General features: G+C 41.2%; 21 protein-coding genes and 2 pseudogenes. 6 read left to right on the top strand and 17 right to left on the bottom strand.

Annotated elements, in window-relative coordinates:
* Window positions 1–22: 22 nt before the first annotated feature.
* Entirely contained in the window at window positions 23–640 is a 618-nt protein-coding gene (gene thrH, locus A3K93_RS03100; RefSeq protein WP_067728847.1) for a bifunctional phosphoserine phosphatase/homoserine phosphotransferase ThrH, read from the bottom strand.
* Between the two features lie 200 nt (window positions 641–840).
* Here thrH and A3K93_RS03095 point away from each other — a divergent pair, with 200 nt between their 5' ends.
* Window positions 841–1,572 carry a phosphoadenylyl-sulfate reductase gene (locus A3K93_RS03095; RefSeq protein ID WP_067728845.1) on the top strand — a complete coding sequence of 244 codons (732 nt, stop codon included), beginning with the start codon at window positions 841–843 and terminating at the stop codon, window positions 1,570–1,572.
* A 172-nt stretch (window positions 1,573–1,744) separates the two neighbouring features.
* Window positions 1,745–3,127: a WS/DGAT/MGAT family O-acyltransferase gene (locus A3K93_RS03090; protein ID WP_067728843.1), complete on the top strand. Its 1,383-nt coding sequence runs from the start codon at window positions 1,745–1,747 to the stop codon at window positions 3,125–3,127.
* Between the two features lie 147 nt (window positions 3,128–3,274).
* Here A3K93_RS03090 and A3K93_RS14945 read toward each other — a convergent pair whose 3' ends face one another.
* From A3K93_RS14945 to A3K93_RS03065, 6 genes are all read right to left on the bottom strand, one after another.
* Complete coding sequence (locus A3K93_RS14945; RefSeq protein WP_171255045.1) at window positions 3,275–3,448, bottom strand: PA1571 family protein; 174 nt, start codon at window positions 3,446–3,448, stop codon at window positions 3,275–3,277.
* A 137-nt stretch (window positions 3,449–3,585) separates the two neighbouring features.
* Window positions 3,586–5,040 carry a ribonuclease G gene (rng, locus tag A3K93_RS03085; protein WP_067728841.1) on the bottom strand — a complete coding sequence of 485 codons (1,455 nt, stop codon included), beginning with the start codon at window positions 5,038–5,040 and terminating at the stop codon, window positions 3,586–3,588.
* A gap of 47 nt (window positions 5,041–5,087) precedes the next feature.
* A complete protein-coding gene (locus A3K93_RS03080) occupies window positions 5,088–5,654 on the bottom strand; it encodes a Maf-like protein (RefSeq protein WP_067728839.1) in 567 nt (188 codons plus the stop codon).
* A complete protein-coding gene (gene mreD / locus A3K93_RS03075) occupies window positions 5,642–6,133 on the bottom strand; it encodes a rod shape-determining protein MreD (RefSeq protein WP_067728837.1) in 492 nt (163 codons plus the stop codon). The genes A3K93_RS03080 and mreD overlap by 13 nt, the downstream gene beginning before the upstream one ends.
* Window positions 6,120–6,977 carry a rod shape-determining protein MreC gene (gene mreC, locus A3K93_RS03070; RefSeq protein ID WP_067728835.1) on the bottom strand — a complete coding sequence of 286 codons (858 nt, stop codon included), beginning with the start codon at window positions 6,975–6,977 and terminating at the stop codon, window positions 6,120–6,122. The genes mreD and mreC overlap by 14 nt, the downstream gene beginning before the upstream one ends.
* 16 nt (window positions 6,978–6,993) lie before the next feature.
* A complete protein-coding gene (locus A3K93_RS03065; RefSeq protein ID WP_067731652.1) occupies window positions 6,994–8,040 on the bottom strand; it encodes a rod shape-determining protein in 1,047 nt (348 codons plus the stop codon).
* 134 nt (window positions 8,041–8,174) lie between these two features.
* On the opposite strand from A3K93_RS03065, the gene gatC reads away from it, so the two are divergent.
* The 3 genes from gatC to gatB are packed head-to-tail and all read left to right on the top strand — an operon-like array spanning window position 8,175 to window position 11,501.
* Window positions 8,175–8,489 carry an Asp-tRNA(Asn)/Glu-tRNA(Gln) amidotransferase subunit GatC gene (gene gatC, locus A3K93_RS03060; protein WP_067728833.1) on the top strand — a complete coding sequence of 105 codons (315 nt, stop codon included), beginning with the start codon at window positions 8,175–8,177 and terminating at the stop codon, window positions 8,487–8,489.
* Between the two features lie 52 nt (window positions 8,490–8,541).
* The gene (gene gatA, locus A3K93_RS03055; protein WP_067728831.1) at window positions 8,542–10,020 is read left to right on the top strand and encodes an Asp-tRNA(Asn)/Glu-tRNA(Gln) amidotransferase subunit GatA; all 1,479 of its coding nucleotides are present in this window, start codon (window positions 8,542–8,544) and stop codon (window positions 10,018–10,020) included.
* Window positions 10,020–11,501: an Asp-tRNA(Asn)/Glu-tRNA(Gln) amidotransferase subunit GatB gene (gene gatB, locus A3K93_RS03050; RefSeq protein ID WP_067728829.1), complete on the top strand. Its 1,482-nt coding sequence runs from the start codon at window positions 10,020–10,022 to the stop codon at window positions 11,499–11,501. The genes gatA and gatB overlap by 1 nt, the downstream gene beginning before the upstream one ends.
* 131 nt (window positions 11,502–11,632) lie before the next feature.
* Here the strand turns inward: gatB and A3K93_RS03045 are convergent, their stop codons facing one another.
* The 8 genes and pseudogenes from A3K93_RS03045 to sbmA form a co-directional block, all read right to left on the bottom strand.
* Window positions 11,633–12,856 carry an IS256 family transposase gene (locus tag A3K93_RS03045; protein ID WP_067728827.1) on the bottom strand — a complete coding sequence of 408 codons (1,224 nt, stop codon included), beginning with the start codon at window positions 12,854–12,856 and terminating at the stop codon, window positions 11,633–11,635.
* 355 nt (window positions 12,857–13,211) lie between these two features.
* Window positions 13,212–14,110: pseudogene (locus tag A3K93_RS03035) on the bottom strand (IS3 family transposase); the annotation flags it as partial.
* A 72-nt stretch (window positions 14,111–14,182) separates the two neighbouring features.
* Window positions 14,183–14,956 (bottom strand): IS21-like element ISAba8 family helper ATPase IstB, encoded by a 774-nt coding sequence (gene istB, locus A3K93_RS03030; protein WP_067728822.1) that lies wholly within the window; start codon window positions 14,954–14,956, stop codon window positions 14,183–14,185.
* A complete protein-coding gene (istA, locus tag A3K93_RS03025) occupies window positions 14,956–15,975 on the bottom strand; it encodes an IS21-like element ISAba8 family transposase (protein WP_067728820.1) in 1,020 nt (339 codons plus the stop codon). Before istA ends, istB begins: the two co-directional genes overlap by 1 nt.
* An 89-nt stretch (window positions 15,976–16,064) precedes the next feature.
* Window positions 16,065–16,247, bottom strand: a pseudogene (locus A3K93_RS03020) (transposase); the annotation flags it as partial.
* Window positions 16,248–16,599: 352 nt separating this feature from the next.
* Window positions 16,600–17,115, bottom strand: coding sequence for a hypothetical protein (locus tag A3K93_RS03010; protein ID WP_067728814.1), 516 nt, complete (start codon window positions 17,113–17,115; stop codon window positions 16,600–16,602).
* Between the two features lie 140 nt (window positions 17,116–17,255).
* Window positions 17,256–18,233 (bottom strand): hypothetical protein, encoded by a 978-nt coding sequence (locus A3K93_RS03005; RefSeq protein ID WP_171255044.1) that lies wholly within the window; start codon window positions 18,231–18,233, stop codon window positions 17,256–17,258.
* 642 nt (window positions 18,234–18,875) lie between these two features.
* Complete coding sequence (sbmA, locus tag A3K93_RS03000) at window positions 18,876–20,069, bottom strand: peptide antibiotic transporter SbmA (RefSeq protein WP_067728812.1); 1,194 nt, start codon at window positions 20,067–20,069, stop codon at window positions 18,876–18,878.
* 489 nt (window positions 20,070–20,558) lie between these two features.
* Between sbmA and A3K93_RS02995 the strand changes: the two genes are divergently transcribed.
* The gene (locus A3K93_RS02995) at window positions 20,559–20,753 is read left to right on the top strand and encodes a hypothetical protein (protein WP_067728810.1); all 195 of its coding nucleotides are present in this window, start codon (window positions 20,559–20,561) and stop codon (window positions 20,751–20,753) included.
* Window positions 20,754–20,826: 73 nt separating this feature from the next.
* On the opposite strand, the gene hpaR is transcribed toward A3K93_RS02995, so the two are convergent.
* Together hpaR and A3K93_RS02985 are read right to left on the bottom strand one after the other, a co-directional pair.
* Window positions 20,827–21,255 (bottom strand): homoprotocatechuate degradation operon regulator HpaR, encoded by a 429-nt coding sequence (gene hpaR / locus A3K93_RS02990; RefSeq protein WP_067728806.1) that lies wholly within the window; start codon window positions 21,253–21,255, stop codon window positions 20,827–20,829.
* Between the two features lie 54 nt (window positions 21,256–21,309).
* A complete protein-coding gene (locus A3K93_RS02985; protein ID WP_067728804.1) occupies window positions 21,310–22,656 on the bottom strand; it encodes an OprD family outer membrane porin in 1,347 nt (448 codons plus the stop codon).
* Window positions 22,657–22,837: the final 181 nt, after the last annotated feature.

Genomic DNA, 22,837 nt, shown 5'->3' with positions numbered 1-22,837 from the left:
TTTATTTCAGTCAAAATCAGTTTTAAGCTGGAATATCTCGAACTGAAGCATTACGAATGGCTTCTTTTAATGCTGCATAACCGTGGATTGGTGGGAACTGCGGGAATTCTGCAATCACATTTTCAGGTGCATCAAATAAGAAACCTGCATCTGCTTCACCCAGCATCGTCGTATCGTTATACGAATCTCCTGCTGCAATCACACGGAAATTCAAACCATGTAAAGCTTTTACGGCTTGACGTTTTTGGTCTGGCTGACGAAGTTTATATGCTGAAATCATACCATTTTCATCAGTTTCTAATTTGTGACAGAAAATGGTTGGCCAGCCTAATTGTTTCATTAGAGGATGCGCAAATTCATAGAATGTGTCTGATAAAATAATCAATTGGAAATGTGTACGCACCCATTCAACAAATTCTTTAGCACCTTCAAAAGGCCCCATCTCAGCAATCACTTCCTGAATATCATTTAATCCCAAACCATGTTCTTTTAAGATATTCAGACGCTGAGTCATCAATACATCGTAATCAGGAATATCACGAGTCGTTGCTTCAAGTGCTTTAATGCCTGTTTTCTTTGCAAAGTTAATCCAAATTTCAGGAACCAATACGCCTTCTAAATCAAGACAAACAACTTCCATGAACATTCCCCTCTGGTGTATTAAAAATTTTGCACTATCATAGCCGAAGATCTGATTTTTGCATTGTACTTTTTTAAATCTATTTTTTTCATAAGTATTTATTTTTTAGTGATAAGTCGTTTATATCTATTCTATTAAAATAGTTCTGAAATAAATTAATATAGGCCTTATTGTTCCAAGCCTATATCGCCAGGACTGTCATGACTACTATTCCAAGTATTGATCTTGTAGATGCACTTGCGTCTGAATATGCCGATAAATCTCCAAGTGAAATTTTAGCTCTCGCTCTTAGCCAAGAAGGTGAAATTGCGATTTCATTCTCAGGTGCAGAAGATGTTGTACTGATTGATATGGCTTCGCATCTTGGTAAACCTTTTCGTGTCTTTAGCCTAGATACGGGTCGCCTACATGCCGAAACCTATCGGTTTATTGAACAAGTACGTAAGTACTATAAGATTGATATCGAAATCTGTTTCCCTGAAAGCGAAGCTGTTCAGAAACTCGTGACTGAAAAAGGATTATTTAGCTTCTATCAAGATGATCATAAAGAATGTTGCGGTATCCGTAAGGTACAGCCTTTACGCAAAAAATTAGCCACTTTAGATGGTTGGATTACAGGTCAGCGTAAGGATCAAAGCCCAGGAACACGTAATGAAATTCCAGTCATTCAAGCTGATGCTGGCTTCTCAGGACCAGGCAAACAACTGATTAAATATAATCCACTTGCAAATTGGTCTAGTAGTGACGTTTGGAATTATATCCGTATGATGGAAATTCCATATAACCCACTGCATGAGAAAGGTTATATCTCGATTGGTTGTGAACCATGTACACGCCCCGTTCTACCCAACCAACATGAACGCGAAGGTCGTTGGTGGTGGGAAGAAGCCACCCATAAAGAATGTGGACTACATGCTGGCAATTTAAAATAATAAGATTGGATAAAACCACCGATAGACGGTGGTTTTTTTAACCTTTGCATACACATAAATTTATACCTTTATGTGTCAAAATCGCTATACTTTGTATAAGTAATATTAATAATTCTAACAAGGCTATTCCAACAAGAACGGCCGTAGAAGGTTCGATGAGGCAATCCACGCTATGCGTCCATTACATCCAATTGATTTTATTTTCCTCTCTTTAGAGAAACGGCAGCAGCCTATGCATGTAGGCGGACTTTTCCTGTTCCAAATTCCTGAAAATGCACCTGCATCATTTATACAAGAACTTGTCAGCGACATCCGCCAATCCAAATCAGTTCCGATCCCACCTTTTAATAATTATTTAAATGGACTGTTTTGGGATGAAGATGAACATTTTGATTTAGATCATCATTTCAGACATATTGCCTTACCTAAACCTGGCCGTATCCGTGAACTTCTTACCTATATTTCTCAAGAGCACAGCGCTTTAATTGACCGTGCAAAGCCACTTTGGACTTGTCATATTATTGAAGGGATTGAAGGTAACCGTTTTGCCATGTACTTTAAAATTCACCATGCGATGGTGGATGGTATTGCAGGCATGCGTTTGGTTGAAAAATCTTTATCCCATGATCCAAATGCAAAAAGCATTGTGCCACCTTGGTGTGTTGAAGGCCCACGCGCAAAACGCTTAAAAGCACCGAAAGTCAGCCGTGTAAAAGGCATATTGGCAACCATTAAAGGTCAACTTGAGTCTACACCGCGCGTCATGTATGAACTGTCACAAACCGTAATTAAGGACATGGGACGCAATCCGGATTATGTTTCAAGTTTCCAAGCGCCAAGTTCGATTCTTAATCAACGTGTGAGCGCTGCACGTCGTTTTGCTGCACAGTCGTTTGAATTCTCGCGTTTGCGTCATATTGCCAAATCACTTGGTGTCACCATTAATGACATCGTGCTGGCCATTTGCTCAGGTGCACTACGCGAATACCTCATTACTCAGAATGCACTGCCTAAAAAGCCGTTGATCGCGATGGTGCCTGCATCAGTACGTAGTGATGATTCAGACATGTCGAATCGCATTACTATGATCTTGGCAAATTTAGGGACGCATAAAGATGACCCACTTGAGCGCCTAAAGATTGTTCGTCGTAGTGTCATGAATGCCAAAGAACGTTTTAAACGCATGAATGCCAATCAAATTTTAAACTACAGTGCTTTTATCTATGGCGCTGCAGGTTTAAATATTGCTTCAGGCTTAATGCCAAAACGCCAAGCCTTTAACCTCGTTATTTCTAATGTTCCAGGGCCACAAGAGCCGTTGTATTGGAATGGCGCACGTTTAGAAGCACTCTATCCTGCTTCAATCGTGCTTGATGGTCAGGCACTCAATATCACCATGACCAGTTATCTCGATAAACTCGAAGTTGGTTTAACTGCTTGTCGCAATGCCTTACCAAAAATGCAGAATTTACTCAGTCATTTAGAAGATGAAATTCAGCGTTTTGAACGTATCGTGGATGGCGGAAAAACCCCAAAGTTAGCTGCGGTTAGCTAAGCATTTTAAAATGCTTGGGTAGATTCTATGATGAAATCTTACTGAGCAGATTTGCCAATTAATTGATGAAAAAATAAAAGGGACTTTTATAGTCCCTTTTATTTATTTGATTATTTTTTGAATTGTTTTAATTTTTTCAGGTTCAATTTAAGCTTTTACAGTCCGACATTGTTTAAGTAATTGGTGGCATACATGACGCACCATTGACGATGTAATCTGCACTTCATTGCCACGTTCATCCACAATATACCCCGCATGAACAGTTTTCGCTTCTAATACGTGTTTTATACCCTGATTAATGACCGCTTTACTCATACTCATGACACACCTCTTATTTTGCTAAGCCTAGAATTATGGGAGATTGGCTTTGGCTACTTGGATGTATCTAGTATTGGCAATTCAACTCCCATTGTAAAATGAGAGTTGTAACAAGTATTTAGCGATATTATGTTACAAATTCAGCTGAGAATGATATCGTATTGCTCTTGCGTGTATAAATTTTCAACTTGGAATTTAATCACACGACTGATGAAATGCTCCAAATCCGCAACAGCTGCAGCTTCTGCAGTCAGCAAACGATCAATCACTAAGGGATGTGCAACCACAGTAAAACCACTTTGTGATTCGTATGCACGTGCGTAACGTAAGATTTCTCGGAATATTTCGTAACACACTGTCTCAGCAGATTTAACATAACCACGTCCCTGACAGGTCGGGCATGACTCACACAACAAATGTTCTAAAGATTCACGAGTCCGCTTCCGCGTCATTTCCACCAAACCAAGTTCAGAAACTTGAGTGATTTTGGTTTTTGCGTGATCGCCTTCTAACATCTTTTCAAATTGATTTAAGACTTCTTCACGATGCTGAGCTTCTTGCATGTCGATAAAATCAATAATGATAATACCGCCCAAGTTACGCAGTCGAAGTTGACGTGCAATCACTTGAGTGGCTTCCATGTTGGTTTTAAAGACAGTATCCTCAAGCGAACGACCACCGACATAAGAGCCAGTATTGACGTCAATCGTTGTCATAGCTTCAGTCTGATCAATCATCAGATAACCACCAGACTTGAGTGCTACACGCGTCTGTAGGGCTTTCTGAATATCATCTTCGACATGATATAAATCAAAAATCGGTGCCTCACCCGGATAATGCATCAAACACTCTTTCATGTTTGGCACAAACTCATCGACAAATTCTTTTAACTTGCCGTGAATCTCACGAGAATCGACATAAATTTTTGAGGTATGTTCATTGGCCAAGTCACGAATCACACGCTGTGGTAATGGCAACTCTTCAAAAATCAATGAAGGCACTGCAATACTTTTTTGTTTACGTTGAATGTATTCCCAAAGTTTTGCCAAATAACTCATATCCTGAGCAATAGCGTCTTCATCAATACCTTCTGCTGCGGTACGAACAATGACCGAACCAGGTAGCTTATGAATACTTTGAACTTTCTCAATAATTGAGCGTAAACGAACGCGTTCTTCTTCAGATTCAATCCGTTGCGATACACCAATATGATTGCCATATGGCATGAGCACAAGGTAGCGTGAGGGAATAGAAAGATCTGTCGAGAGTCGAGCGCCCTTGGTACCAAGCATATCTTTCATGACTTGAACCGTCAGAACTTGTCCCGGTTGTAAGAGCTCAAATACATTGGGCATCGGTTGATTACGCGGCCATACCATATCATTGATATGTAAAAATGCCGTACGTGATAAACCAATATCCACAAAAGCTGCTTGCATACCAGGTAGCACACGCACAACTTTCCCTTTATATACATTCCCAACCAAACCACGTTTGGCAGTACGTTCAACGAATAACTCGTTCACCGTACCGTTTTCAATTAACGCCACCCGACACTCTGTCGGTGTGACGTTAATCAACAACTCATTAGACATAACAACAACTCAAAACATTATAAAAATTAAATTCTTTTAATCAGCAGTTAATTTAGTGCTTTAACTGTCTGTAATAACTGTACTGTTTCATATAGCGGCAAGCCCACAACATTGGAGTAACTGCCTTCAATTTTTGGAATATAACGTGCTGCAATGCCTTGAATCGCATAAGCGCCAGCCTTTCCAATTGGCTCGCCCGTGGCCCAGTAACTTTCCATATCACTGACACTAAGTGCCTGAAAATGCACTCGTGTTTGAACCACTATACTGTATTTTTCATCTTTTGTACGAACACATACGCCAGAAAAAACATCATGCTGTCGGCCTGATATTTTAGACCATATTTCAAACGCATGTTGCTTAGATTCTGGTTTGCCTAATATTTCGTTGTCGACACCTAAACTGGTATCTGCAGCAATAATAATCGCATCAGGATATTGTACTGCAACTGCTTCGGCTTTCGCACGTGCGAGTCGCTCGACATAGGCTGCAACTGTTTCATTTTCTTGAACAGATTCATCAATATCTGGACTCAAAATATCAAATTCGAGTCCGAGCTGTGCGAGCAATTCTCGACGGCGTGGAGAGCTAGAAGCGAGAATTATATGCGCCATTTTCGTAGCATATAATATAAGACAGGCCACACGAATACACTAGTCAACATCGGTAACCAGTGACGTGGGAAAGAAAAATGGACACCACTTGCCACTTGTGAGAAAAATAGAATCATCAGATGCGCAAGAATTGCTAATGTCGTGATGACCCACAAATTTCCAAAAGTGAGAATACGGCGTTCGCGTGTCAGAAACCGCGCTAAAAATGTAATAACTATAAAACTCAATGCATTTAAACCGAGCGGTGCATCAAGGAGTAAATCTGCAAAAATACCAGTGGCAAATGCAAACCATACCCCACACCATGTCGGCTGACACAGCACCCAAAACATCATGACCATGAACATGAATAGCGGACGCCATCCTGACAAGGCATAAGACAATGGGTAGACCATGAGGATCGATGCCACAATCACGGAAATGATAATGGCAAATAAAGGATCTCTCTGGCGATTGTTCTTCATTCTAGCGATCGACATTCGGTTGCTCCATCGCTAATGAGTCGGAAAATAAAACCACCACATGATGCCCACCAGCAAGCTGTGCTGCAGGAATCACATCAATTTGGGCGAATTCACCAGAATTGTGACGTTGAACTTTCGAGATCGTACCGACTAAATACCCTGCAGGGAAATGTTCGCCTAAGCCTGAGCTATAAACTTTTTCACCTACTTTGATATTGGCACTGGTTGGAACATATTCCATTTTCAAACGACCTAAATCGCCTGTTCCTGAAACAATGGCACGCATGCCAGTATGTTCTAAACGAACTGAAAGTGAGTGCTCTTTATCGGATAACAGCATGACACGGCTACTATGTGGGTAGACATTAATCACCTGCCCCATAATACCTTTGTCATCGAGTACCGTTTGACCGACGCGAAGCTGACTGTTGGAACCGCGGTTAATCACAATAATATGACGTAATGGATCGGCATCTGTCCCAATGACTTCAGCAATTTCCATACGACCATCGATGATTAAAGGAGTATCGAGCAGACCACGCAGACGCGTGTTTTCAGCTGAAAGTTCAGCAATTTTTTGTAAACGTACCTGAGCCTGTAAAAGCTCAGCTTGCATCGCGGTATTTTCACGACGAAGTTGCGCTTCAGACTTAGTTTGTTGAGTCAGCCATTCTCGCGACAACACAGGATAACTTGCCAGCGCATAAATCGGATTATACGCTGCATACAAGACATCCCTTGCAGGTTGGATAACATGTGGCATGCGCCAATCGAAGAAAAGCACCACGAAACATGTCACCAACGCTATGATGAAAGAGCGAAAAGATGGCGGTTGTCTTGAAAACAGATGTGCTTGCACCCGCCGCGTCCTTTTCTTAGCCTACAAATAACATGTCATGATTTGGGTTATCGAAGAATTCGAGCACCTTACCACCACCACGAGTCACGCAAGACAGTGGATCTTCTGCAACCACCACAGGAAGCCCTGTTTCTTTCGCAAGAAGCTTATCTAAGTTACGTAGCAATGCACCACCACCTGTTAAGACAATTCCACGCTCTGCGATGTCTGATGACAATTCAGGCGGTGTTTGCTCAAGTGCAGATTTCACTGCTGACACAATGTTTTGTAATGGATCAGTAATCGCTTGAGTCACTTCATCAGAAGTGACAGTAATGGCACGCGGAACACCTTCTGCCAAGTTACGACCACGCACTTCAATTTCAAGTGGTTTCGCACCTTCATCAGGAAGCGCCATACCTACTTCTTTTTTGATTACTTCTGCAGTGGTTTCACCAATCACACAGCCATGTGCTTTACGTACATAGTTAATGATTTGCTCATCAAACACATCACCACCGATACGAAGTGAGTCAGCGTAAACACAACCTTGTAGCGAAATAATCGCAATTTCAGTCGTACCACCACCAACATCAACAACCATCGAACCACATGCTTGTTCTACAGGCATACCCGCACCAATTGCCGCAGCCATTGGTTCTTCGATTAAACGTACTTCACGTGCGCCAGCGTTATATACCGCTTCACGAATCGCACGACGTTCAACCAAAGTTGATTTGCATGGTACACACACGACAACACGCGGTGCAGGTGGGAACAAACGTTTTTCGTGAACTTTACCAATGAACTGATTCAGCATGGTTTCAGTCACTTCAAAGTCAGCAATCACGCCATCTTTCATCGGGCGAATTGCAGAAATATTGGCAGGTGTACGACCTAGCATTTGTTTCGCGTCAAGACCTACGGCAGCAACAATTTTTTGTGACCCACTGTGGCGGATCGCTACAACCGTGGGTTCATTTAATATAATGCCTCGTCCTGGCGCATAGATAAGTGTATTAGCAGTACCTAGGTCAATAGCTAGATCCGGCGAAAACAAGCCAATTAGTCGTTTTAGAATCACGGGGACGTTCTCAGTTAAACTTTTATATGGACGCAAGGTGGCAACTTTAACTAAATGTGATGATTTGGACAAGTCAATCGCTTATCATAACGCACGATAATTTGAATTTTTTTTAATACTGATTAGGTAATATTATGTCTACATCGGATGCACAGCATTCTGCAGATTTAAATGCAGAAACAGTTTCAGCCATTGCTCACCTTGCAAGGTTATCACTCGATGATACGCAATCTGCTGAATATGCTCAAAGTTTAAATAAAATTTTAGGCATGATGGAAACCCTGAAAGGCATCAATACCGATGGTGTTGAACCATTAAAGAGCCCTTTCGACAATCCACAGCCACTACGTGAAGATGTCGTGTCGGAAAGCAATCATCGTGAAGAATATCAAGCAGTCGCACCTGCTGTACAAGAAGGTTTATACCTCGTTCCTCGCGTGATTGAGTGATTATTGATCAGTTAAAACTTTTTATTAAATTAAACGTAAAGAATTATTTCTCATGACAGATTTACATCGCTTATCGATTCGTGAAATGACAGAAGGTTTGGCAAATGCTCAATTTTCTTCACGCGAATTGACTGAACACTATTTAAAACGTATTGCGAAAATCGATGCGCAAGTTAAATCATTTGTAACAGTTACACCTGAATTGGCATTGGCAGAGGCTGATGCGGCTGACGCATTACGTAAAGCTGGCGGTGCAAATGTACTTACAGGTGTGCCAATTGCACATAAAGATATTTTCTGTACCCAAGGCATTAAAACCACTGCGGGCTCTAAAATGCTCGACAACTTTGTATCACCTTACGATGCAACTGTTGTGGCAAAAGGTAAAACTGCAGGTCTTGTCACTTTAGGTAAAGTGAACATGGACGAATTCGCCATGGGTTCAACTTCAGAGAACTCATACTACGGCGCAACAGCTAACCCTTGGAACTTAAGCCATGTCCCAGGTGGTTCATCAGGTGGTTCGGCTGCGGCCGTTGCTGCTGACCTTGCTCCATTTGCAACAGGTACAGATACTGGTGGTTCAATCCGTCAACCTGCATCTTTCTGTGGTCTTACAGGTCTTAAACCGACTTATGGTCGTGTTTCACGTTTCGGTATGATCGCGTATGCGTCATCTTTGGATCAAGGTGGTCCAATGGCACGTTCGGCTGAAGACTGTGCTTACCTCATGAACGTGATGGCAGGTCATGATGCCAAAGACTCAACTTCTGTGAACAAAGAAGTCGATGACTATGTGGCTAACCTCAACGGTACATCGGTGAAAGGTTTACGCATTGGTATTCCTAAACAGTACTTTAACGTTCAAGGCTTAGATGCTGATGTGAAAGCACGTGTTGAAGAATCATTGAAAAAGTTAGAGGAAATGGGCGCAACGCTGGTTGAGATTGATCTCAACATGACAGAAAGCTACGTCCCAACCTACTACCTGATTGCCCCTGCTGAAGCTTCATCGAACTTGTCTCGTTTTGATGGCGTACGTTATGGCTACCGTGCAGAAAACCCAATTGACTTGATGGACTTATACAAACGTTCACGTTCGGAAGGTTTCGGTAAAGAAGTACAACGTCGTATCTTGATTGGTACGTATGCATTATCTGCAGGTTACTACGATGCGTACTATGTGAAAGCACAAAAAGTACGTCGTCTGATTCAACAAGACTTCTTAAAAGCATTTGAATCTGTAGACGTAATTGCTGCGCCTGCTGCACCAACCACTGCATACAAGATTGGTGCAAACTTGTCGCCTGTAGAAATGTACTTAGGTGACATCTACACCATCGCAGTGAACTTGGCAGGTCTACCTGCGATTAACGCGCCTGTTGGTTTTGACAAGGATAATTTACCGGTTGGCTTACAGCTGATTGGTAACTACTGGTCAGAATCGCAATTGTTGTCTGTGGTACATCAGTATCAACAAGTCACCGATTGGCATACTAAACGCGCTGCAATTGCTGAGGAGAATGCATAATGGCTCAAGCTCAAAAATCTGCTAAACCAAAATCTAACCTGATTGATGGTTGGGAAGTTGTCATTGGTATCGAGATTCACACTCAGCTTGCAACCAATACCAAAATTTTCTCAGGTTCATCGACTGAATTTGGTCAAGACCCAAATACGCAAGCGAGCCTAGTTGACCTTGCAATGCCGGGTGTTTTGCCTGTACTCAACAAAGAAGTCGTTGATCTTGCGATTCGCTTTGGTTTAGGGATCGATGCTTACATCGACCAAGCTTCTGTATTCGCGCGTAAAAACTATTTCTACCCTGACTCGCCAAAAGGTTATCAAATCAGCCAAATGGATAATCCAATTGTGGGCTTGGGTCATATCGACATCCAACTTGAAGATGGTACGGTTAAACGCATTGGCGTAACACGTGCGCACCTTGAGGAAGATGCGGGTAAATCGATCCACGACCAATTCGAAGGTCAATCTGGTATCGACTTAAACCGTGCAGGTACTCCATTGCTTGAAATCGTCTCTGAACCGGATATGCGTTCGGTTGAAGAAGCAGTTGCCTATATTAAAGCGATTCACACGCTTGTGCGTTGGTTAGGTATTTCTGACGGTAACATGGCAGAAGGTTCATTCCGTGCCGATTGTAACGTGTCTTTACGTCGTCCGGGTCAACCATTCGGTACACGTTGTGAGCTTAAAAACCTCAACTCATTCCGTTTCATTGAACAAGCGATCAATGTTGAAATTGAACGTCAAATGGAAATCTTGGAATGGGACGGTACCATCGACCAAGAAACACGTTTGTTCGACCCTGTGAAAATGGAAACGCGTTCTATGCGTTCTAAAGAAGAAGCGAACGATTACCGCTACTTCCCTGACCCAGACTTGTTACCTGTCATCATCGCAGACGAGCAAATTGAAGTGATTAAAGCAACCATGCCTGAGCTTCCTGCTGCACGTCGTGCTCGTTTCGTCGCGGACTTTGGCGTGACTGAGTACGATGCTCATGTATTAACGCTGACTCGTGAAATGTCAGAGTTTTATGAAGACGTGGTGAAAGCTGCTGGCGGTGCTGCACAAGGTAAAGTGTCTGCAAACTGGGTAATGGGCGAATTCTCAGGTGCTTTAAACAAAGCAGGCTTAGAATTAGCTGATTCTCCTGTATCTGCTGAAAAATTGGGTGGCATGATTGCACGTATTGTGGACAACACCATTAACGGCAAGATTGCAAAACAAGTCTTCGGCTTTATGTGGGAAGAAGGCAAAACTGCGGACGAGATTATTGCTGAAAAAGGCTTGAAACAGGAAACTGATACAGGCGCAATTGAAGCAATTATTAAGGACGTACTTGCTGCCAACGAGAAGATGGTTGAAGAGTATAAATCTGGTAAAGAGAAAGCCTTTAACGGTCTTGTAGGTCAAGTCATGAAGGCAGCGAAAGGTAAAGCCAACCCTGCACAAGTGAATGAATTAATGAAAAAATTGATTGGTTGATTTGATCTTTCTTTAAAAGAAAACCCGCTTTAGAGCGGGTTTTCTTTTAATTCAATTTCTATAAAATCTGCTTGATTACTTTCATTTATACCGAGCCTGTAAATAATTTTGTGTAATTGCTTTTCATAAATTTAAAGGTGATTGCTTAAGCGGTCACCGAATTCAATAATAAAGCGGCTCATGGCTAAACGCCAGTCGCGAATAGGCATATTCCACTTTTTAGACGCTGCATCAATTGCCAGGTAAATCACTTTACGTACAGAATCATCCGTTGGAAAGACTTTACGCTTTTTGATCGCCTGACGTATTACGCTGTTTAATGATTCGATCGCATTGGTGGTATAGATGGCTTTGCGTATCTCGGCTGGATAAGCAAAGAAGGTATTTAGATTCTCCCAGTGTGTACGCCAGCTTTTGCTGATCTGTGGGTACTTGTCATCCCATGTTTGGGCGAATTGATCCATGGCCATCAAGGCTGCCTCTTCAGTAGGTGACTGATAAACGGCTTTTAAATCCTGAGTGACGGCCTTGTAATCTTTCCATGATACGTATTTCAAGCTGTTACGCAGCATATGGATAATGCACAGCTGGATATGGGTTTGCGGGTATACGCTGTTAATGGCATCAGGAAAGCCTTTTAGTCCATCCACACAGGCGATCAGAATATCCTGCAACCCTCGGTTTTTAAGCTCAGTCAGGACATTCAGCCAGAACTTTGCACCTTCATTCTCAGCCATCCACATGCCGAGCAGTTCTTTCTGTCCATCAAGATTAATGCCTAAGGCAAGGAATACAGCCTTGTTGATAACACTGCCATTATGACGGACTTTAACTACAATACAGTCCATATAGACGATGGGATAGAGTGCATCCAGCGGACGGTTTTGCCATTCAGCGACTTGCTCCTTAACAGCATCAGTCACCTTGGAAATAAGCGTTGGAGATACATCAGCATCGTACATTTCTTTGAAAGTAGCCACGATTTCACGGGTAGTCATGCCTTTGGCATAAAGGGATAGAATTTGGCTATCCATTTGCGTGATACGCCTTGCGAAGCAGTGCTTCTCATTCTTTTTAATTAGTTGTGGCTCAAATGTGCCATCACGATCTCGTGGTGTGGTGATCTCAATCTCACCATCATCGCTCAGCACGGTCTTACTGGAATAACCGTTACGAGCATTTGAACCGTTCTTACGAGCATTCTTTTCATGTCCGAGATGTTCGGTAAGTTCGGCATTGAGAGCCGTTTCAACAGTGAGTTTAGTCAATAATCGGGTGAATTGATTGAGATCGTCTTCTGTTTTGATTCCTTTAGCAAATTCTGCTGCAAAGTCTTTTAGTTTTTGTTCGTTCATCATGTTGCCTGACTCCGTTGTGAATATGAACATAGCAAATTCAGGCAATTACACAATTTAATTTACAGTCTCTTTATACCTAAATTTCTACTTCTATTAAGTGTTGTCAAAACAACACAAATTTCATCATAAATATAAAAATTTAGCTTCTCAAAACCTTCCATTTGAATTTGAAAACCATAATTTTTAAAAAGAATATGTTTTAGTTGCACTTTCTCACTATTTCTTGGAGATACCTTTATCTCTAAACTATTACGAAAAACATCAATTACTTCTATTCTTAATTCCTCATTTTTCAAATTTATTAAATAGTACCGGTAATCCTCCCATAAATAACCGAAGTTAAAAGTAGAGGTTAAGCAGCCATTAGAGGTGGCTTTCCTTTGTTAGCTTGATGTGGTCTTTCATGGTTGTAATGCCACAACCAGTTTGTTGCATAATCTTGTACTTCATCCAAAGTATCAAATAAATGCTTGCTCAGCCAACTATAACGTATGGTCCGATTATAGCGTTCAATATACGCATTCTGCTGTGGCTTACCCGGTTGAATATATTCAATACGAATACCGTGCTCAGTAGCCCAGCGCACAAATTCGTGACTGATAAATTCGGGACCATTATCGCATCGGATCACTAACGGTTTTTCTCTCCACTCCAGCAATTGATTCAACGTACGAATAACCCTGATTGTGGGCAATGAGAACCCTGCTTCAATGGCTAGGCCTTCGCGGCGGTAATCATCAATCACATTCAATAATCGAAACTTGCGACCATCGGAAAGCTGATCATGCATAAAATCTAATGACCAAACCTGATTTTCTCGGATTGGTTCTTTCAATGGTTCAGGCGCATGCCGTTTTAGTCTTCTTCTCGGTTTAATACGCAGATTCAGTGCCAACTCACAGTAAATGCGGTAAACCCGCTTGTGATTCCAGCAGCAACTCTCAACATGCCGTAAATACGAGAAGCACAAACCAAAGCCCCAGTCGGAATTTTCCTCAGTGAGTTCAATGAGCTGTTCAGCAATGAGTGCATTGTCATCGCTGAGTTTGGCTTGATAGCGGTAGCAGGTTTCACTAATGCCAAATGCTTTACAAGCCAAACGAATACTAATGGCATGCTGGGCAACTGCCTGTTGTGCCATCTTACGCCGGCAAGATGGCTTTACCACTTTTTTGCCATCGCTTCCTGGATGATTTCGGCCTTTAATCGCTCTTCCGCATACATCTTTTTAAGTCTGGTATTTTCGGGCTGTCAACGGCATTCTAAAATTGCCCCCTTTTACCTTACAAATGGCAAAGTAAAATTGACCCCTTTGATCTCATATTAAGTTTCAACCTGAGGCTGAATCCCAATTCTTTTTTTACCCTTCAAACGATAACTCTCACCCGATATTTGTACCACATGACAGTGATGCAATAACCGATCTAACATCGCAGCGGTCAACGTGACATCATCTGCAAAGGATTTGGACCACTGGCTAAATGATAAGTTACTCGTCAATATCGTACTGCCTTTTTCATAACGCTTGGCAATCACGTTAAAGAACAGATTCGCTTCTTCACGTCCAAAGGGCAAATAACCAATTTCATCGATAATCAGTAATTTTGGGGCGAGTATCACCCGTTGCATATAGGTTTTCAATTTACCTTGCTGATAGGCTGTACTCAGTTGCAGCATTAAATCCGCTGCGGTAATGAACTTGATCTTAATGTTGTTCATGATGGCCTTATAGCCTAATGCCATAGATAAATGCGTTTTTCCTACTCCGCTAGCCCCGAGAAACACCACATTTTCTGCTCTAGCAATAAAGCTCAGATTGAACAGTTCAATCACCTGTGATTTAGGGGTCCCTAGGGCATAATTAAAATCATAGTCTTCCAGGGTTTTGACTTGAGGCAGGCCTGAGAGTTTCATCAGTACCTGCTGGCTGCGCTGTTGCCTGGCAGCATATTCATGCGTCAAGATCGCTTCAACAAAGTCAGCATAACTTCCATCCTGACCTAATGTTTGTTGTGCATGATGTGACCATTGTGATGCGATGGCAGGCAGATTGAGCTTTTGGCAAAGCTGCTCTATACGGTCGTATTGCAGATTCATCAGGAAACTCCCAGCAACTGATCATATACCGATAAGGGATGCTGCAAACTCTCGTAGGGCATGACATGCTGTGCTGCTGCAACAGGTACAGTGCTAGAACCTGTATCTGATTGCGGTAATGGCGTAAATTTTTGCTGCTCCTGTTGCAGTCGAACAGCCGGTTTTTCTTGCGTGGTGGCATGAATCCGCTGATTGGCGGTTTCATGCAGCCACCGGCCAATGTGGGCATTGGCGACATCAACATCTAACAGTAAACCCGAAGTCTTCAGGCTTGCTTTCAATGGCACAATAAAGCTTGATTTGAGGTATCCATTAAAGCGTTCAACTTTGCCTTTGGTCTGTGCACGGTAGGGCTTACATACGCGAGGACGAAAGCTGTATTTCTTGGCGCAGTCGAGCAGTTTGGGATTCCATTTATGCTGCCCCTCCTGATAGGCATCCCGTTCAATCATGATCGTTTTAGCGTTATCAAACAGGATTTCTTGAGGTACTCCTGCAAAGAACTGAAATGCATTTTCCAGACCATCGATCCATGCATCGGTACGTTCATGATCATAAAATTTCACGAAAGTCGCTCTGGAATACCCTAATGTTGCGACAAAGGCTTTCAAAGTCGTGTTGTTGCGTCGAATCGTGGTGAAATCCACCTGCATTTGTTGGCCAGGTTGGGTTTCAAAACGAATGATCGGTTCCGGTTTGGCAACTGGTTTTAATGTTGCAAGATATTCCCTCAAGATCCTGATCTTTCCTGGATATCCCAACCTTAAAATTTCCTGGTAGAGCACGACAGCAGGAATCCATTCAGGATGAGCTGCGTTTACACGTTGGAGTAAATAAGGTTTATATGGATCAAGAATACTTGTTCTAGGTTGTGTACGCCGATACTGAGGTGTTTCCTTCTGCCGTAAATATTTACGTACGGTATTTCTGGACACCCCCAGTTCACGAGTAATAGCTTTAATAGATTTACCTTGTTGATGAAGTATTTGGATTGTCACTGCTTGCTCCAAAGTTAACATGTTGAGCAGTCCAAAATGACCGCTATATTAACCAAGGGGGTCAGTTTTTAAATGCCATTAGGGGGTCATTTTTACACTGCCGCTAACACGGCTTCTAGCTCTTTCAGTCGAGCCATTAATGATGTATCCATACCACCATATTTGGCACGCCATTTATAAAAGGTAGCATTACTCATGCCGTGTTCACGGCAAAGGGTCGCTACAGGTGTACCAGATTCTGCCTGTTTCAAGATGGACATGATCTGACTGTCAGTAAATTTAGATGTTTTCATGCAGAATCTCCTGCTCGTATCTTAAGAGAAAATTCTACTTTTAGATCCTATTATTTTTAGGGGGGATTACCAGAGGATTTAGAACATGCTATAAAATCAAAAACACCAAAGAAAAACAAAAATGACACCCGACCTTCTGCTCACAATCATTCAAACTGCCATCGGGATATTTACCATCTCGATCATTATCTTGTTGATTCATCCTAGATCGAGAAGCTATTTATTTTCCATGCATCATAAGGAAACTAAAGACCACAAAGGATCTCAGCTATTACATATTGGAGAAATGATTGCCTATCCCATTATTTGGCTGCTTAAGATCATCGCTACCATTTTAAAATAGGCACATGTTTTAACGTATCGCCCCCAACTTATTCCAAATATCTGGGGTTAAAAACGTCATCACCAACTTATTCAAATCCAGATACTTCAACACGCCTTTAAGCTGACTCTTAATTTCAGGATTTTTCAAAATCTCTTCACCTGTAATTTGCCCAAGCTCTTGGAAACTTGCCCCAATACCTTCAACACCATCCGCTTGAATCACAGCTTTCGCCTGAGTCGAACATTGCTCAACCAATATACGCTGCACCACAGCTGCAAAGTTTTTGTCCAGTTGCTCTTTTTGAGCCTCACTTACTTGTGCAAAAGCCTTTAAATCAGGGTGCGTTGCCAGTGCTGCAAAAGTCCATTGTAGAACACTGGTTTTATCTGCTGCTGTCGTTGCTTTTACCAAGCAAGAACTCAGTTGCTCTTGAGCTATACTTGCCGAAGCGGTTTGAGCCGTAAACATCATAGTAGAAGCCAAAAGTGCAGCCTTGAAAACTGTACGATTATTTTTAAATGATGCTTTTAAACGAAATGACATAAATCTAAATACCTAAAATGAATACGGTACTTTTAACACAAACCCAAGCCACAACCCTGTTATGCGTGTGTAAAACTTGAGTCGTAATGATATGAGATATAAAAAAGCCCATCTCATGGATGGGCTTTTAAAGTAGGAAGTTATTTCATCTGCCGAAGCATATTCTTCGCACCTGAATGATTATAGTTATTGGCTAAGTTGGTCAATATCCGTTTTGCTTGCCCTTTGGCATTTGGAATACGGCTGCCATACGAAGGAATGCTATTCAGACAACGTGCCACCAACATGCCAGACTCGGTATAAATACGTGTCCCTTCTGCACCCTGCTGCTTACCAAGACTATAGGCGCGCTGAGCATTGTTACAGGCATTGGTTACATTTCTGCCCGCATTAATATCGCGACGTGCAGCCACATACAGTCGTGTTTGCTGCTGTTGAGTGGTTTCAACCGTATTTGCAATGACAGGTGCAGGCAGTGCCTCAACCACTGGTGCTTTAATCTCTTTGGCAGGGACTTCTTTATTCGGAACGTCTTTTAGCTGATCTTTCAGCGCAGCTTCTTTTTCTTTCTTAGTCTGCTCTTTAGTTGCAGCCTTGCTAGCTGCTTTTACGGGCGGTTCAACTTTACGATCGAGTACCGCAGCGCCACGATAAAATTGACGAGCTTCTGCCATAGTCATGACTTTACTGAGTAACTTCACTGAACGGCTGGTATTGCTCTTATCGATTTGCTTTTCAGACATAGGCTCAATGGAAACAATCCAATACTGATCATTGCTGAGCTTACATTTATACGCACCAATCCCTTGAGCCAAACGACGATCTGCCGCTAAGCGTTTCTTTTGTGCCGCATGATTGACTAAACGGAGTTGGCTCTTATATGACAGCACCAAGGTTCCACCTTTGGCATGACAATATTGACTTACCGTCGTTCTTGGCAATAAAGCATGATTTGCTGGCGTACCCGATTTTGCATCCCATAGATAGACATAATCCTTTGCCGATCCATCGTCCAAGTTCAAACCTTTTTTAATCATCATTTCTTGTGGCGTTGCATAGTCTGTCATCGGGTCTTTCTGAACGCGTCCTGTCGACTGACATGCTGCTAAGCCAAACATTATTGTTGTGAGTATTATCAGTTTGAGTTTCACATTATTATTCTCAAGCCAAAGCATTGGCATAACATAACTGAAAAATACTTAAACAACAAACACAAGATATTGATTCACGTAGAAATTTATTTCAAATTTGGCATCAAAAAGCTAGGCATTTGAAAAGAATAAACCAAGAATGAATAATCTAAGTATCTTAGAAATAAGATTTTACTAAACAGATCAGTGACTTAATTATGAACAGCTTTAAGCTAATGAAAGAATGCAGATCAAATCTACACCATAAAAAAAGATCAAAGAAGTAACCACTCACTTCTTTGATCCGCAATGCCCCCGCGAGACAGTGGTCAGTCATAATCTGTCATAGCTCTATAGGGAGAGGTCTGACACATCATGAGCAAAGTTAAGATAATTTCCCCCATATTTGTACTTTTATTTTTTTAATACATATCGTTATGGAAATTAGCACCATCACCGTTGGTTAGTTCATCTTAGGCATGAATATTGAGCGCTCATATCCCAATATTGGGAGGTAAAAGCTAAAAAAAGCTAAATTGATCTGTCATTCGTCGGATTAGAAAATTTAAAAAATAAAAAAAAATCGGATGCATCTCAACAACACATCCGAATAGGTTCAAATTTGAAAAATTAATGCAAATTCGACTCAAATGCTTTTAAACGTTTATAGATTGAAAGCAGTTCAATAATTTTAGGCCACGACATAATCAAGTATTGGAACGACTCTCGGACTTTACCGAATACATTTAAGATTTGCATCATCAGACCCAGTGTAATCGCACCTGCCGCGATACTTGGGAACAAAATGAATAAGCCGTAAATATTATCGAGTTGTAGATACCAAATACGCACCATATTGAAATACGCATAGTGGAAATACAAACGGAAATAATTCACGCGTACACGGCTAAACAGTTCTTGTAAAAGTAGTGGATGCGCGCGATCTGCATGATCTTCACCATAAACCAATTCTTTACGATAAGCGGCTTCCACCTTCTGGTTATTAAATTCCAAACCTGGCAATTTAATCCCGACTGTCATTAATAATACCGTACCAAACACCGCCCAACCAATGGCTGCCCACATGAGCGCATGGGTCACCTCTCCAATGATAGGAAGCGTTTTGACATGACTCGACAGCGTATAAAGTACTGGTAAAAATGCCATGAGCAGCATTAAGGATTCAATCAGGGAAACACCTAGTTCTTCAGTGGTTTTTGCAAAGCGCATGGTGTCTTCCTGAATACGCTGTGATGCACCTTCAATATGACGTAACTGCTCCCAATGTGCGGTGTAGTAGTTATTCATTGCAGTACGCCAACGGAATACATAATGGCTGACAAAGAATAAATTAAAGACGGCAAAAGTTACATAGACCATCGCAATATAAATAAAGGTCACTGCCCCCGCATACAGGTCTGCAACATCACCGCCACCATTGGTGAGCATTCTTTGGATGGAGTCATAAAACGGGCTATACCACTCGTTTAACACCACATTGACCTGTACGCCATACCAAATGTTAAACAAGATAAAAGACGAGCCCCAAATGGACCAACGCTGCCAAGGATGATGTTCTTTAAAATGCCAAAACAATGCAAATAGCGCAGTCGCGACGAAGTACCATAAATAGAACCATAAAAATTGTGCCGACCAGAAACGGCTAACACCAATCGGTAAAGTTTGTTCAGTATAGCCTTCAGGAAAACCCACATAGGTTCCCCAGCCCGAACCACCGCTATGCCAAATTCCTAAATGAATAAAAAAATACAGAACGAGGCTGCTAAAAAACCAGAGTGGTTTTGGAAAAAAAGACTTGAACATAGTCGATGAATACTCCTTATTCTTTTCAATTTATGAACGATGTTATCGCTTATGTGGAGCAGTGTAATCCACTTTTGAAATGCTTGACTCAAATTTCTTCGTCTTTAGATTCAGTTTGATACAAGCCCTGTTGGAAATAAAAGACTATCCAATGAAATGTTGAATATTTTACTCAAAACATCTGCTGATTTAACCAGTTATCGGGTATCTGTCTACATTTGAAATATATTTCTGATTAAATAGCCCAATATGACCATTGAGTACAATTTGAGCGGTAGAATAAATGCTTGAATGGTCAGCATGATTTAAGATTTCTTTATTTAAAATAAGTACATAATTGATACGTTTCGGACTTTACTGTAGCACTTATTTTCATATAATCATCTACACAAAATCTGATTTTGGTTTTGCCAGATACGCTGAACGTGCAAATATTAAAAATATTCATGCTATGATCAGTTTAGAACATACACTTTGGGGAATGAGTCAATGGAAAGCTCTGTAATCGAATTATTAAAGCCAGTGACCTTGGAAAAGGAAAATTGTGAGCCTTTGATTTTTGATGCTGGCACTGTCCTTAAAGTTGTGATGCAAACACCGACCTCACTTTTAGTGAGCACAGATGATTCATTTAATTTCACTGTGTCTTTAAAAGATGAAAACGACGTGTGGCGTGAGCTTTAATCCCAGATACTCAATTTATAATTTTTTTAAATTGATAAAAAAAATGCCTGACGAATCAGGCATTTTTTGTGCTCTAAAGTTGGCGTTTTAACTTTTTAGCTTCATCTAATAAATCCAGCAGTTGCTGCATTTTTTCATCGCCCAGTCGGTTTTGAATGTCCTGATAACGCTGTTCCATTCGCACTGACATTTTGGCAAAAATTTCACGCCCCGCTTCAGTTAAAGAAATATAACTAAAACGTTGATCAGTTTCAGAACGATGACGTGCGATCAAATCCATCTCCGACATGCGATTAATAATACCAGTAAGACTTGGTTTTAAAATGCAGGCTTTTTCTGCCAAGCTGGTACTATCAAGCTCTTCATGTTGAGCCAAAGTTCGAATTACACGCCATTGTTGTTCTGTTAAGCCAATCTCATTAAGCTCAGGGCGAAAATGTGTCATGAGCGCTTCGCGGGCTTCTAATAAAGCCAAGGTCAGCGACGGTCGTATTTTTTTCATAAGTCTGAGTAGATATCTATATATAAGTTATTCTACCAACTTTTTGAATCAAAACTAAAATGATAATGGATATTCGAGAATGACGCGTAGTTCATCGATGTCATTATAACGATATCCCTTTGTTGCACGATGTGTGGCTTGACGCAGTTTGATGTCTAAACCTTTCGCAAAACCTGTCTGAACTTTATAACCCAAAGTTAAATCACGCTCCCAGTGTGTGTAATCAATGTCTTTGTTATATACATGTGCGCCGTTACGGTTGTAGACCAAGTTTTTGCTGTCTGAGTTATCAATATCCCAGCCGTATAAATAGCGCCCCATAAAGCTAAAGCCGTTTAAACCAAACTCTGATAAATCTGCCTCATACTTTAATTGCACAGATTTTTCATTGGCTTCACTAAAGGTCGCGTATTGTGCGGCATTTAAAATTGAAGTATTGGCACCTAAGGTTTTAAATGCAACCCAGTCAAATGGTTCATCACCAATGATTTGTTGATAACCGATAGAGAACGTTTGCTTTCCAATTTGGTAGCCGAGCAAACCTGATAATGCCAAAGCAGAAATGTCACCGCCATTTTTTGCACCCGTATCGGTGTTGTAATAATTTGAGGTTGCAAAGCGAAGTGCATGACCTTCTTGAGCTAACTTATAACTGGTACTTGCCCCTAAATAGTACTGATTCCAGACATCTTCAAGTTCTGATGCATAAGCAGTATAAAGAACATCCTTGTGTTTATAGGTTCCACCTACAAAGCTAATGGAATTAGAAGTAATCCCAGCAGCATAGTCGGTCGTAAAGTAATTTAAACTTTCCGTAGTATCGACAGGATTCATGCGATAAAAATGCGCAGCATTAATGGTTAAGTTATCGAAAGATTTATCCTGAACAGAAATACCAGTCGCTGTAGATGGCAGTAAACGTACAGTACTCACTGCAATTACAGGTGTATTTGGAAATTGATCACCATAAGTGACTGTCGTATCTTTATACTTAAATTTAAGTGCACCACCGAATTCACCATTGGTTTCCTTAGTTTCACCAGTTGCACCATCGAATTCTAAAATATTGGTACCTGTTTTATAGGGATTGCTATATAACTTTAATGCACCCATCGCATGGAAGTTAAAGCCAAATTGAACTGGGGTATCGGTAAATCCTGACTTAAACTCTGCCACAATCCCTTGTGCCCATTCACTGCGATAACCCTCTTTTTCTGACACTGGAACCTGAGTGTTTGCACCTGCTGTGTTATACGCCCCTTCTCTAAAATCACGATAGAAATAGAAGTTACGGTTCATTACATCAAATGTGCCATCTTCAATAATATTATTCGCTAGAATTTCTGGCGAAAAAGGCATGAGCAAAGCAATCAATACCGATAATTTTGTTGGCTTATTCATTACATTTTTCCTTAAATGTAGTTTATTTACGTGTAGTTCAAGATCAAAACTGATCACCACGTTTTAGCTGCTATATGGTTCATCCATCCCTCTATTTGCATAATTCTTAATTAATATCTAAATTAAAAATAAGACGGTATGTGAATTTAAAATGAGTCTCTCTAGATCAACAGATCTCAGA

Source organism: Acinetobacter sp. NCu2D-2 (genome assembly GCF_001647675.1).
GTDB lineage: Bacteria > Pseudomonadota > Gammaproteobacteria > Pseudomonadales > Moraxellaceae > Acinetobacter.
Note: the sequence above shows the minus strand (reverse complement) of the source record. Positions and strands in the feature narration are given on the sequence as shown.